The 13,973-nt window shown below is 32.1% G+C and carries 11 protein-coding genes and 1 pseudogene; 3 read left to right on the forward strand and 9 right to left on the reverse strand.

Going from position 1 to position 13,973, the window contains the following annotated elements; translation table 11 throughout:
* Positions 1-39: 39 nt before the first annotated feature.
* The 3 genes from CLCHR_RS12000 to CLCHR_RS12010 are packed head-to-tail and all read right to left on the reverse strand — an operon-like array spanning position 40 to position 2,383.
* On the reverse strand, positions 40-1,122 hold the full coding sequence (locus tag CLCHR_RS12000; protein ID WP_079440042.1) for a HAMP domain-containing sensor histidine kinase: 1,083 nt from the start codon (positions 1,120-1,122) through the stop codon (positions 40-42).
* On the reverse strand, positions 1,119-1,805 hold the full coding sequence (locus tag CLCHR_RS12005) for a response regulator transcription factor (RefSeq protein ID WP_079440043.1): 687 nt from the start codon (positions 1,803-1,805) through the stop codon (positions 1,119-1,121). The genes CLCHR_RS12000 and CLCHR_RS12005 overlap by 4 nt, the downstream gene beginning before the upstream one ends.
* A gap of 17 nt (positions 1,806-1,822) precedes the next feature.
* The gene (locus CLCHR_RS12010) at positions 1,823-2,383 is read right to left on the reverse strand and encodes a class I SAM-dependent methyltransferase (protein WP_079440044.1); all 561 of its coding nucleotides are present in this window, start codon (positions 2,381-2,383) and stop codon (positions 1,823-1,825) included.
* 131 nt (positions 2,384-2,514) lie between these two features.
* Here CLCHR_RS12010 and CLCHR_RS12015 point away from each other — a divergent pair.
* Positions 2,515-2,843, forward strand: a pseudogene (locus tag CLCHR_RS12015) (sigma-70 family RNA polymerase sigma factor); the annotation flags it as partial.
* A 319-nt stretch (positions 2,844-3,162) separates the two neighbouring features.
* Here the strand turns inward: CLCHR_RS12015 and CLCHR_RS12020 are convergent.
* The gene (locus CLCHR_RS12020; RefSeq protein WP_079440045.1) at positions 3,163-4,035 is read right to left on the reverse strand and encodes a carotenoid biosynthesis protein; all 873 of its coding nucleotides are present in this window, start codon (positions 4,033-4,035) and stop codon (positions 3,163-3,165) included.
* An 18-nt stretch (positions 4,036-4,053) separates the two neighbouring features.
* Complete coding sequence (locus tag CLCHR_RS12025) at positions 4,054-5,007, reverse strand: SDR family oxidoreductase (protein ID WP_079440046.1); 954 nt, start codon at positions 5,005-5,007, stop codon at positions 4,054-4,056.
* Positions 5,008-5,574: 567 nt separating this feature from the next.
* Here CLCHR_RS12025 and CLCHR_RS12030 point away from each other — a divergent pair.
* Positions 5,575-6,102: a TetR/AcrR family transcriptional regulator gene (locus tag CLCHR_RS12030; protein WP_079440047.1), complete on the forward strand. Its 528-nt coding sequence runs from the start codon at positions 5,575-5,577 to the stop codon at positions 6,100-6,102.
* A gap of 864 nt (positions 6,103-6,966) precedes the next feature.
* On the opposite strand, the gene CLCHR_RS12035 is transcribed toward CLCHR_RS12030, so the two are convergent.
* Complete coding sequence (locus CLCHR_RS12035; protein ID WP_079440048.1) at positions 6,967-7,992, reverse strand: SDR family oxidoreductase; 1,026 nt, start codon at positions 7,990-7,992, stop codon at positions 6,967-6,969.
* Positions 7,993-8,107: 115 nt separating this feature from the next.
* On the opposite strand from CLCHR_RS12035, the gene CLCHR_RS12040 reads away from it, so the two are divergent.
* Entirely contained in the window at positions 8,108-8,629 is a 522-nt protein-coding gene (locus tag CLCHR_RS12040) for a TetR/AcrR family transcriptional regulator (RefSeq protein ID WP_079440049.1), read from the forward strand.
* Positions 8,630-8,853: 224 nt separating this feature from the next.
* Here the strand turns inward: CLCHR_RS12040 and CLCHR_RS12045 are convergent, their stop codons facing one another.
* From CLCHR_RS12045 to CLCHR_RS12055, 3 genes are read right to left on the reverse strand one after another with little or no spacing between them, the layout of a single operon-like run.
* Complete coding sequence (locus CLCHR_RS12045) at positions 8,854-10,179, reverse strand: MFS transporter (RefSeq protein WP_139376235.1); 1,326 nt, start codon at positions 10,177-10,179, stop codon at positions 8,854-8,856.
* Positions 10,180-10,191: 12 nt separating this feature from the next.
* The gene (locus CLCHR_RS12050; protein WP_079440050.1) at positions 10,192-12,846 is read right to left on the reverse strand and encodes a phosphoenolpyruvate synthase; all 2,655 of its coding nucleotides are present in this window, start codon (positions 12,844-12,846) and stop codon (positions 10,192-10,194) included.
* Between the two features lie 15 nt (positions 12,847-12,861).
* Complete coding sequence (locus tag CLCHR_RS12055) at positions 12,862-13,476, reverse strand: TetR/AcrR family transcriptional regulator (protein ID WP_079440051.1); 615 nt, start codon at positions 13,474-13,476, stop codon at positions 12,862-12,864.
* Positions 13,477-13,973 lie beyond the last annotated feature (497 nt).

The following is a 13,973-nucleotide window of genomic DNA, read 5'->3' on the forward strand; positions in this document are numbered from 1 at the left end:
ATCTATAGGTTTTATTGGAACTGTTGAGTATAACGCAATTTAATTGCTAATAGGCAATTTAATATGTATTCTTATCATATCATCCTCACATTCAGCCCAAACCTCACCATAATGAAGTGCTATAATTTTTTGTGATATTGCCAATCCCAGTCCTGAACCTTCAATTTTGCTTGATCTTGAAATATCAACTCTATAAAATTTCTCAAACATCTTATTCAACTTGTCCTGTTCAATATGTTTACCCTTGTTTGAAATAGAAATATGAGTGTAGTCTGACTTGTTTTCTGCCTTGATAATAATTTCTGATGGTTTAATACTATACTTTTCTGCATTATTTAAAATGTTATCAAAAACTCTGACTATTTTTTCAATATCTATTTTAATTGGGATTTCTTCAGCTATATCTGTTATAATACTTAAACCTTTAGTTTCAAGCACTGGAGTATATTCTCCTAGTATTTGAATAAGTATAGAACTCAAATCCACTTCTTCAAGTTTTAAGGATATATCTCTACTAGATAGCTTTGTGTACTCGAATAATTCATCAATAAGATTTTTCAATTTTATTGATAAGTTATATGTTGAGATTAAATGTTCCTTCTCTTCTTCTTTACTTTTATATTTTTCATTTTTTAAAATATCTATATATCCAATTATCGCTGTTAAAGGAGTTCTTAAATCATGAGAAACATTGGTTATTAACTCAGTCTTTGTATTCTCTATTCCTCTTTCATGTTCAAACTTATCCTTTAGCTCCAAAGACATAGAATTAATGCTTTTGCAAAGTTCTGCTAATTCATCATTCCCACGTACTTTCAAGGTTGAACCTAATTGTTCATTTGCAATTTTAGATACTTCTTCAGAAATATATTTGATATATTTTATTTTCTTATTTACTAATGATAAGAAAATGGCCAAAAAAGCTGCTATTCCAATTGCAGAGATAAGAAAGCTTATAATACAATAATCTATTACTTCCCCAGCATTATCTCTTGCCAAGAAATAAGGTATAGTAATAAAAGTCGAAGATATATATACTAACAAAAATGCAAATGAGACAGAAATTATAATTGATAATATAAGTTCAACACTGATTTTTTTTGTAAATATTGAAAATTTCATATCTTATACCCAACTCCCCAAACAGTCTTGATATATATAGGTTTTCTTGGGTCTTCCTCAATTTTTTCTCTTATCTTTGTTATATGCACCATAACTGCATTATCTGATTTATAAAAGATTTCTCCCCATACTCTTTCGTAAATCTTTTTTATACTGAAAACAATTCCTTTATTACTTGCAAGAAGTTCAAGTATATCAAATTCTTTTGGTGTAAGTCTGATCTCATTGCCTCCTGAATACACTTGCCTTGTATCGGTATTTATTATCAAGTTACCAATTTCAATTATATTCTTTGCTATATTTTGGGGAGTGGAGTATTTTGTATATCTTCTAAGCTGCGACTTAACTCTTGCAATAAGTTCCATAGCATTAAAGGGCTTTGTTATATAGTCATCAGCACCTGATGCCAGACCATGAATTTTATCAAGTTCTTCTGATTTTGCAGATAAAAAGATAATAGGCATCATATTAACTTCTCTAATTTTCATACAGAGTTCTATCCCATCCATAATCGGCATCATGATGTCTAAAAGGATAAGATCAATATTATATTCATCAATAAGTTTAAGAGCCTGTTCTCCATTTTCTGCTTTTAACACCTCATAGCCTTCGTTTTCTAAATATATCCCTGTAATTTTTCTTATTTCACTATCATCATCAACTATTAAAATTTTGTTTGACATAAAGTTACTCCTTTTCTTTAAGAATTTTGACATTTTAGTACATAAGCTGGCGGAACATTAAGTACCACTCTTTCTAAATCTATTTTTTTAAAAAATCCTGCAATAAATTCTTTCTTTAAAAGAGTGTACTGAAAAGTTATAAATAACCCATCTTTCTTCAATATACTTCTAGTTTTTCTTAATATGTTATTTGAAACATTCTTAGGTAAACTTGCAAAAGGTAGACCTGAAACTACATAATCAACTTCATTAATATTGTGCTCTTTTAAATATTTATCTACATTTTCAGCAGAGTCATTTTTTAAGATAATTTTATCATATCCCTTATATCTTTCCTCTAGTTGCTTACAAAATTCTTTATTAAATTCTAACAGCAGTAATATCGTGTCCTTTCTTTTCCCCTCTACAAGCTTGTCTGTAAATACACCTGTACCTGGTCCGTATTCAACTATGCACTTTGCATTTTCAAAATCAATATCTCTGATCATTTTCTCAGCTAACCTTTGTGAACTAGGAGCCACGGCTCCAACAATTCTTGGCGATTTAAAATATTCTCTCAGAAATTTTACTATCTTCACACTAAATCTTCCCCCTTATTTTTAATAATTGATGGACAGCTATTGCTGATTTGTTTTAAGAATTATTACATGGTCCTAGTATAAAGATAAAAGCTTAACATTCTCCCCCAAAAAATCTTAAGAATTCTTAAGAAAATGACTGTTACAAATCATTATTCAAATGTGTTTCCATGTGCAATTTAGAAAGACATAGATTTGTTGCCTATGCCACTAATTCAATTAAAAATAACATGAATGATCTTATAAAACGAATTAAAACTAGAAGCTCAACTGGAGGATATGATGCTTTAAGTCTCCTTGATGATTTTGAAAAAGAACTTTAGATTTTATTTTCTTTAAAAACAATACAGTTCAAAAATATACTCATTTTTAAAATATGTGCAACTCTACAGCTACTCGAAAAAAGAAAGTTGCTTTAAATAAAATCTTCAACTATATTTCCTTAAATTATCAAGCTTAAGAGCTCCAAGATTACTAAATTCTTGGAGCTTTTATTTTCATAATGAGATTATTAAGTTCAGATATACTGTCAAATGAACTTGTTATTTTTTGATTTTGCTGACGCACTCTTGTTAAATGTGTGAAAGTTCTGAATTGCAGCATAGCTGCTTTTTTTATAGGTGTATATTCTTCTATGGTAATATTCTTCAGAATAAATATTGTTTAGAATATCTATTCTAGTATTCTTTAGATGCATCCAGCAAAATTCTCAGCAACTGGAATAAATGCATGCACCTTATTTCGGTAAGTTCTATGCTAAAGTATAGTTTTCAACTTGTTTATCTATATCTAAGCTCATTTGAATTGTATATCGTTATGGCGGAGAGAATACTCACAAACATCATCGTAAATACACAAACTAAGCCCATAGAACTAAATATTTCTCTATTTCCCGTTTCCACCAAAGCTTGCCCTATAAAGCTCAAGCCTTGTATCCCATATATGATTGATGCTTCAAGCCAGAATGTTTTCTTAAAATCATCTCTTTTTTCCACTATATCATATCTTGAGATGTAGATGGAAAAAATCTGTAGAAATATATAGACTACTAAAAACCAACCTAAATAGTTTGAAATTGGAACGTTAAAGTAACTGCCTCCATCCTCCCATATCCATACTTTATAAACTGTTGCAGTAATAGGATCCATAACTACATCCCACATTACCATAATAAAAGATGCAATTAACGGTACTAGGAATACATGAGCACCTTTAAGTCTTTTGCCAGTCTGTCCATTTAGTATGTTTGATAAAGTCCATGCCATATAACCCATTCCAAAGTAAGCAGGCATTATTAATAATGGGACTTCCAATATTCGTGGACCAGACATGGTATAGTGATAATTCCCAAAAGGAAACCCCATGTAAATACTTAAAGCCTCAAAGGAATTACTGACTATCCACGTAACTACAAAAAATATAGCCATATTTTTGAATCCATAACGCTTACCCCCATGAATAAACGCCAAAAGGCATATGCAAAGAGCACCCGCAGGCCTTGCAACGTCACTTAAAGGGTTGTGTGGGGCAACTAGAATTGAAGTATACAGTATAAATACAACTGCAATTAATGACCATCTTAAAAAACTAAATTCTTTATTTTTATTCGTTGTTATTATATTTTCATTTAAACTAATTGAACTATTTGACATAGCTTTTCCTCCTCATTTTTATTTTTCACACATTGATGCTATCTTGTCAAAATCTACACTCGTTAACTGTTTTGAAACTTCCCATAAGCGTTTTGCAACATTTACATCTTGTGCTTTAGTCGGTATCTTAGCTTGTCCAGGTAGACCTTTAATTTCATAAAATCCACCCGGTCCGTAATACCCTCCGCCTTCAGCATTTGGTGCAGCTGCTGCGTACAGGGAAGGTAACGCTCCATTTTGAGCCGATTGTCGCATAAATGTAAAGATATTTAACATCCTTGCTAATAAACTTTTTTCACCTGGACCATTGGCCATCAAATCCGTACTTGAAATTCCTGGATGAGATGCGATGCTCATGATACCCCAACCTGCTGCATCACTACGACGTTGAAGTTCTAAAGTAAACATTAAATCTGCAAGTTTTGATTGATCATAAGCATCCATTGAGTGATAATTACGCTCTGACTGCAAGTCATCAAAATTAATTTTAGCTTTTCTTTCTCTGTTTGCCATACTGCTGACAGTGACCACTCGCGGTTTATTTCCTTTTCTTAATAGTGGCATTAGATGAGCAGTTAATGCAAAGTGCCCAAGGTAATTTGTCCCAAATTGCAACTCAAATCCATCCTTAGTGACTTTTCGCTTTGGTGGCGTCATCACACCTGCATTATTGATAAGTAGGTCGAGGCTTTGACGCTGATTTTTTATACGAGCACCAAATGCTTCTATAGATGCAAGATCAGCTAAGTCGATACTCTCAAAGCGTATATTAGCTGAAGGAACTATTGTACGAATTTTATTTACTGATTCAGCTCCCTTTTTTTCATTACGACCTGCAAAAATGACCTCTGCTCCTGCACGAACCAAAACCAATGCCGTCTCGTATCCCAATCCACCTGTACCTGTAATGATAACTGAACGACTATGTTGTTTGGGAATATTGATATTTATCCATTCTTCTGATTTTTTCATGCTTTTTCCCCTTCCTATCTCTAATTAATGTTATAAGTTGCAACTCCCTTGTGGTGAATATTCTTGAAATCTCCTGTTAATTGGACATTGTTGTTTTGTTTTTTACTTAAGATAAAATCTCGTTAATTTGTTAAACTTTTTATCGTTCCGTTATATTTGTAACGTTACATATGCAACGGATTAATTCTTATATTATATTGCTAATCACCTGAAGTCAATACTCTCAAGGCCGTCTGTTACAATAGAGAAAAATTTGTTACGCATGATTCATAAACTGAAGCTCAAAAAATCACATGATTTCAATATGGTTGCAATGGTACATCATAATCTATACCTATGTTTGAGTTTGCTTGTACCTTAGGCAATATCCGCCCATTATAAATCTGGGAAAATTCTTAATGAAGAAATGAGATTTATGGAATTGTTATTTCGGAACATCTGTAGTTATCCATTTTCTAAATTACAAGTGTAACGTTACACTTGTAATGGATTTATTCTTATATTATAATGTTAATTATTGAAATTTATATTCCCAAAGTCATCTATTACATAAAGGGGGAATTTATTTTGCCTGATTCTTATACCGAGGTCCAAAAAAAACTCACAAAAGAAAGTATATTTATTGCCCTGATAAAATTATTAGAAAAACATCAGTTTAATGAAGTAACCATAACGCAGATAACTAATCTTGCAGGTGTATCAAGAATGGCTTTCTATAGAAACTATAATGTTAAAGAAGATATTATAACCACCTATCTGGATGAGCTGTTCAATGAATTTATGAATGAAATTAAAAATTCAAGGGCCAGCGAAAAATACGATGTTGCGTTGCTTTACTTTTCTTATTTTAAAGAAAGGAAAGATTTTATTGAAGTATTAATTAAGTCAGGATTGATATATATCTTTTATGATAGATTAAGTTGTTATTTATTCAACTTTCTTGAGAGTATAGGTGGTAATAACTTGCCATATAATAATTATCTTACAAGATACGCATCGGGTGGCCTCTACAGCATTTTAATAGAATGGATAAATAACGATACTAAGGAGAGTGTTGAAGAAATGGCCAAACTTATTGCTGAAATTAATATTTAATGTCAATTCTTATAATAAAGAAATACATATGAAATACTACAAAATGAAAAACCTAATCATATAGATAAACAATGTGTAACTTAGACTTATGAATGCAACTCGCCGAAAGAAAGGGTATTCTGTTGCTCGGTTGCGAGAGAATACCCTTTCTTTCTGGTGAGGAATATACTTCAAAGTATAAATCAAACTCTTGTTTGGGTTATCTATAGTAGGGGCAGTTTTTTCAGTGCTCTCCAGTTACTAAAGAAAAATAGGCTTTACCTTCAAAACGTTAACATTTTGAAGGTAAAGCCTTATTAATTTACAATTCTTATGTGCATGTTGAAGCACTTATCTTCAGAGCTGCCAATCCATCAAATCTAATATACTACTGTTCTATCATTTTACTCCTTATGAAGAAGATAATATTAAGCTCCATACATATTTACATCATTAGCTAGCTTCCGAGACGATGGCTATTCCGTATCCTAGGTGGCTGATATTCTAGGATTTGGCAGCGTATCATATTTCTCCAAAGTATTTCGCATCGTTAATTCCTGTTCCCCTCAAGATTTTATTCGTGATTATAGTTATTAACCCGTCATAAAATTAATTTATAGATTATTCATCTTTTACAAAATATATACAATTAAGCCACCAGACAAGAAAAAACCATGACCACCTGTAAATAGCTATTTAAGCCATATACAAATGATCGTGGATTTCATGGTGGAGGCAAAGCGTTCTATACACATGTTCAAAAAAATACGTTATTTATGATACGGTTCCCCGTATCGCTACTAAGCACGATTTTTGCTTAATGGAAGACAACTCAAAAACTTAATGATTGCCTGTTATTTAGAGGAACTTAATATATTTTAATGTCTATTTATCAATTAATCCAAGTTCAATCATACTTTTTGCAGTTGCCACGATTGCTTCTTCTGCTGATCTTGGCTGCCAGCTAAGTAACTTTTTAGCTTTTGCATTGCTGCAAGCTGTGTTTTGTCCTAAAAATGTCGCTGGCATGCGCAAATCCTTTTTAAAAATTGCCATAAATTTAATTATAAAATCCGGCAGTACCTTAGTAGATACTTTTTTTGCTGTACTTCCTAAGTATCTCTGCAAAATTTTAGCTTCTTCTTTATATGTCAGATTTTCACCCGTAGTAGCAATAAATCGCTCTCCCGCTGCTTCTGGACATGTCATTGCAAGCAAATGTAATTCTGCAACATCTCTCACATCAACGTAATCAAATCCAATTTTTAAGAGGAATGGCATATTCCCGCTGAGCATCGCACGAATAATCTGATTAGAGTGAGAAAAATCCTGTCCAAGTACAGGTCCCATGACTGCCACAGGATTAACAGCAGAGAGTTCCATATTCTCTTTCTTTGCAAATTTCCAAGCCGCAAGCTCTGCCATAGTTTTTGAACGTTGGTATGCATCAATATCCCCTGACAAGTCAGTCCAATCTTCCTCTGTGAAAATCTCCGGGTGAGACTTATGGCCTGCAAGCACTGCCCCGGAAGCAGAAGTTAGGACTACACGTTTAACACCTGCCGCTTTCGCTGCCTTCATCACGCGCAATGTACCATCAACCGCCATTTTCACCATTTCATCACCATCATCAGGACGTGTGGCTGGTGTTGGTGATGCCACATGAATAACGTAAGTCGCATCAGTTGCAGCCTTCATCCAGTTTATATCACTTGTCAAATCTGTCTGTATAAACTCAAGGTTTTCAAAATTAACTGCTCCACCTTGTTCAAGCATTGACTTAACCTCATCCTGACGTGACAATGTGCGAAGTGTTGTACGAACTTGATATCCCCGTTTCAAAAGCTTTAATATTATATGGACGGCAATGAAGCCGCTTCCGCCTGTTACTAAAACTAATTCTTTTTCCATAATAATTCCCCCTCACTAAAGTTTCACTTGTAACCTCTGTGCCATTAGCATATACTATTATCAAGATGAAATCAACACAGAAACGATCATATGTGACAATAAGGAAGGTATTGTAATGGCAGCAACAAATCACTCGCAAACCATCAAAAAAGATACAAAGGATTTTATTACAACTGCTATGTTGCAATTGCTTGCAACAGAAAAGTTATCAGAATTGACAGTTTCACAAGTTTGTAAACGGGCAGGGGTAAGCCGCATGGCTTTTTACCGAAATTTTAACGATCTCGAGCAGATTTTGTATGAGTATTACAAGCCAAAGATTGCGGCTGTATTTTATACGATTCAGCAGAATCCACCCTTCTCTGATAAATTTGATATCCAATTAAAGTTTTTCAGTACCTTTAGTGATGATTTACTTTCATCTGTTGACCGTGGATATGAACCAATTATTCAGCAGATTTTCATAGAAGAAATAACCAAATTTTATGCTCCTGATAGTGGTGAATACTGGACAACTTTCATGTCAGCGGGTGTTTATGCTGTTTGGCGAAAATGGTTTCTAAGTGGCCAGCAAAAACCACTCCAAGAAATAATGGAATTTTTTAAGCAATTTGATACATTAAAAAAGACTTTTTAAGATTTCTGCATCTATCACTTATCGTACATTTTTTATTAATTGTTGAGCAAATACTTTTAGTCTCAATCTTTTTATCTGGTATAAATTCAGATTTATAACTAAAATTTCTTTCGACAGGCATTCCAATATCTCTTAATTGAGAATGCTTACAATAAATTTAATGTAGCTTAGTCTTAGGCAAAATTATAGAAGCTTATCCGTGTAAAAAATATCGGATAGTAAAATTAAATACTTTCATTAACTAACCCTGCAATGCAAAGCAAACTTAAAAGTACGAAAACCCATAAAAATTGTGTTGTATTATTTATCAATTTCACTTCAGGCGCCATACTTGTGAGAATTATCACTCCAATAGAAGCACCTAAATATCTGCTGAGTTGAATTAATCCACTTAGCACAGTTCTATCTTCACTGTTTACTGCATTTTGAGAATTTGTTAGAAACATTGCCATAATCGCACCAGTACATATACCAATAATTATATTTAATGTATTAAGTACCATTAGATTTCCTCTATTTAAAAAATATAATATTAAACTTGAGCTAAAACATAATATAATCCATAATATTCTTGTCATCTTCATTGAGTTTAATTTTACTAATTCTCTTCCACCTATAAGCATTCCAACAGTAATTCCTAACATAAAAAAGAACAGTATTCTACTTTCATTTATCAAAGCTCCCTGCTTCATAAAAGCAATTCCGCATAAAGGAAGAATTGTAATAAGACCATACATAATTGCTCCAGAAATTATTGCACTAAAAATTGCCCTTCTAATAATTTTATTTTTAAAGAATTCTAGTTTTATAACTGGATTTTTATGACGTTTTTCATTTGATACAAATAATAGTATTAATATTACTACTCCTATTAGTAATAAACTTGATTCTATATCAAATTTACGATGCTTGCTAAGCATATCAGAAAAACCTACAAGAGCAACACAGAAGCTTCCAAAAAGTAATCCTCCTTTAATATCAATTTCAGATAATCTGATTTGAGAACTAGTTTCTAATACTTTAATACCAACACTTACTAAAGCCATTGCAAGAAGTATCATAATCGCAGTTACAAAAAATATCCAATGCCAGCCTAACTGTCCTGTTATAAAGGTTCCAATAGATGGACTTAAAATATTTGATAAGAGCTGAACAAATCCAAAAAGCCCTATCATCTTTCCTCTTTTACTCTCCTCAAACATATCAGAAATCATAGCTAAGTACACAGGCGTTATAATTCCTGCACCTAACCCCTGAAGCACCCTTGAAATAACAAGCTGATACATATTGGGCGCAAATCCACCATAAATAGTTGCAAAAGCAAATATACAAAGCCCTAATAAATAAAATTTCTTTTTTCCAAATATATCTGCAAGTTTTGAAAAGATAGGGATAGTTATAATAGATGAAAGCATATAACTCGAAAAAACCCAGCTATAAAGACTATCCCCTCCAATTTCATTAACTATATAAGGAAGTGCAGTGGCTAGTACCAGCTGCATCATTCCCATAGCAAACATGCTTAAGAGTATTCCCATAAATCCTATCATAGAAAACACCGCCTATTCTTCTATTACCATCACATACCCGTTATTTCCGTCCACTCTGATTTTTTGACCTGTTTTAATCTTTTGGGTAGCTTCTGATATTCCTACAACTGCTGGTATTCCATACTCTCTAGCTACTACAGTCCCATGAGTTAGTAGACCTCCAACTTCCATAACTAATCCAGCTGCATTTATGAAAAGTGGTGTCCATCCTGGATCCGTAAAAGGTGCTACAAGAATCTCCCCTTTATTCAAGGCTGCCTTTGAAGGATCAGTTATTACCTTTGCAATTCCTTCAATAACTCCTGAAGAAACTGGAATGCCTGGAAGTGCTCCTTTTGGAAGATTCCCTATCTTATATCCTCCTTTTATTTCTTCCCCTTCACTTGTAATAACACGAGGAGCATTTAACTTTTTATAATGTTCATATTCTTCTTTTCTTTGTTCTACTATTGTTTTAAGACTTTCATTATTTTCAATCGCTCTATATAATTCACTGAAATTTACATAAAAAATATCCTTTTCTTCATTTAAATTACCTTTAGCAACCAAATTTTCTGCTTCTTTTAGCAATTCCTTCTTAAAAATCATACAAAGTCTCATCATCATAAATTTGTGATGTTCTCTTATTGGAAAAGAATTTCTTAAAACAAATATAAGCCTTTTTGCAACTTTCGCTTTAATTTTACCATGCTTTTTTTGTATTTCCTCTATCATATTTTCTGTTGCTGCCTTAGCTTTTTTTATAGTATTTTTGTATTCTTCCCTATGAGCGCCTTCCTCTGATGTTTTAATAGTTGCAAGTATCGATTTCACAAGTGGCTCTGGGTTTTCTGTCCATCTATCTCTAGCTATATCTATTTCTCCTGAGGCACGCACTCCGTACATATTTATGAAATCATTGAAAAAAATCTTAAATTCCTCATTTCCTTTAACTTCATTTATTCTTGAAGCCAAAGTTTCATAATCTTCATTTTCAAACTCATCAATTAAGCTTTGAGATCTTCTCACCATATCCGCCAAGTCTCCAGTAAGTAATCCCATTTCTGTTGTAATGTTACCTTCTAAACCTTTTGCAATTATATTAGTATAATTATTTGTTCCTAGAAGCTTCATTTCCAGCTTTTCAAGAAGCTTAAAAGCAATAATTCCTGGTGCTAAATACGGAATTACTTTTTTAGCATCCTCATAAAGACTTGCTTTTTCATATATTATATTTAATCTTTCAGCACCTTGCTTTGCATTTAAAATAGTCTTCAAGGTATCTTCTTCACGCTGTTTAATGTAGTTATTCATAAACTCTATTGTTCCCTCAGGATTAGTGAAAATAAGATTTTTCATAACTTTAACTGCTACTGGAGCTATATATTTCAAGAAAGGTTTAATGTTAGTTTTCTTTCCTCTAAACTTTTCCTCAAAATCTTTTCTTTTTAGAAGCTCCCCTAAAGCTTCTGCCATCAAGGCATCTGCATTTTTTAATAAGTCTAAACTCTTTTCCTTTATTCTCTCTGAACACATAAGACCACTTACATCTGCATAAATTCTACCACCTGCTGAAGCCAAAATCTTATATTTTTCTTCTCTTTTAATATTTTTTCCAAAAGGCAGCATATCCCTATATAAATCAATCCCTAAAGGAGACATTGGATCTGTCATAACTTGAAGATGATTTATAGAAATATATACATGTGCGTTATCATCATTATTATTAGGAGTTGGAAGTGGAAATAATGATGTAATTGCACGACTCTGCACAATATACAGCTCACCATTTTCTAGACACCACTCAATATCCTGAGGGCAGCCATAATGTTTTTCTATCTTCATTCCAAGTTCAGCAAGCCTTTTTATCTCAGAATCCTTCATTACCTGGTTAGTAGATTTTTCACCTGTAATATCAACTTTTTTAGTTCCCCCACCTTGAATTGGCATTATAGCAAGTTTCTTTTCTGCTATAGTCTTATCTATTATTTCCTTTTTCTTCTTATTAAATTTATATATATCTGGGGATACAAGACCAGAAACTAACGCTTCTCCAAGTCCAAAGCTTGCATCAATAGAAATAATTCCTCTATGTCCTGATACGGGATCTGCAGTAAACATAATACCAGCTATATCTGGTAAAACCATCTTTTGAACTACTACAGACATATGTACTTTTTCGTGCTCAATTTTATTTTGCAATCTGTAAAGTATAGCTCTATCAGTAAATAATGACGCCCAACAATTTCTTACGGAATTAATTAGTGAAGCTTTTCCTTTAATATTAAGATAGGTATCTTGTTGACCTGCGAAAGAGGCAAAAGCTAAATCTTCTGCAGTAGCACTGGATCTAACAGCATAATAGTTATCAATCCCAATCTTATCAGCTGCTTTAATGATTTCTTCTTCTACTTTTTTAGGCATTTCTGCTTGTTCTATTTTTTCTCTTATTTTAGCTCCTATGGTAGCAATATTTTCAAGATTTGCATCTTTAATTTCTTCTATAATAAAATCATAAAGTTTATTATAATTTATAAATTCCTTATAACTTTCTGTAGTTACACAAAAACCAAAAGGAACTGGAAAACCAGCCTTAGTCATCTCTCCTAGATTTGCACCTTTGCCTCCTACAAGTGATAAATCTTTCTTATCTATTTCATCAAAATATAATATGTAGTTGTTTTCCATGGCAATCATCTCCCTCTAATTATTTTGTGCCCCTGCTCCATTTATAAACAATTCTATAATTTGTGCTTTTGATATCTCTAAATTAATATCTTCATTTCCATAAACACTTGAAATGAAATAATTCATATACATGAATTGAAAATTTCTCGCCATTATTACTGAAGGAATATCATTTCTAAGCTCATTATTTTCTTGTGCATTTTTTATAACTTCTGAAATCAAATTTTCCAATCCACTTCTATTAGGATTATCTAAAGGATTGACGCTAAAAAGTGTTTGGAGTCTGTATCTAAAATAAATTGCTGTATATTGAATATTTCCACTAAATATATGATTTATGAAATCTAATATCTTATTTAATGTTTCTTTTATATCTCTTGTTTCTTTGAATTTTTCACTAACTTCACTAAAATTATTATCATGATTATTTATAAGACCCTGAAAATAAGCTGATAATATTGACTCTTTATCTTGGAAGTAATTATATAATGTACCTTTAGAAATATCAGATTTAGTAGCTATTTCCTCCATATAAGTCTCTTGAAAACCTTTTTCTTCAAATAGAGATAATGCACTATCTATTATTATTTCCTTAGTCAATTCTTTTTTACGTTCTCTTCTATTTATCATTGTAATTCCTCCCAAAAATTTATTTTTGAACTAAGTTCATTTTTATACTTCGTATAATTTTATACTACATCAAATATTTTTAGAAGTCAATATTCTTTATATTAAGACTTTGAAATAAAAAACACGACCATCTGTAAGCAGCTATTTAAGCCACATACAAATGGTCGTAGTTCATGGTGAAAGCGAAGCACTCGTTATTTCTGTTCAAAAAATAATATGTTATTTATGATACGGTTCACACTTCATCATCCTAAACTTTTTTCAATATTATAAGTCTTTTATTATATTCGCTTCATCTTCCCATTATAAACATTATGAGAGTAAATCGCTTGCTCATCTGACTTTAGGAAGAGGAGTTTCATCTATAGTGGGAGTGTTACGGATGCTAGCTATCGGTTAAAATTTTTCATTTTTATACACCTCGTTGGAGATATATGAAATTTCACCATATATACTATATGTAGAGAGAATTTTATATTTCGCACTACATATAGTGG

It is taken from the genome of Clostridium chromiireducens (assembly GCF_002029255.1).
Classification (GTDB): Bacteria; Bacillota; Clostridia; order Clostridiales; family Clostridiaceae; genus Clostridium; species Clostridium chromiireducens.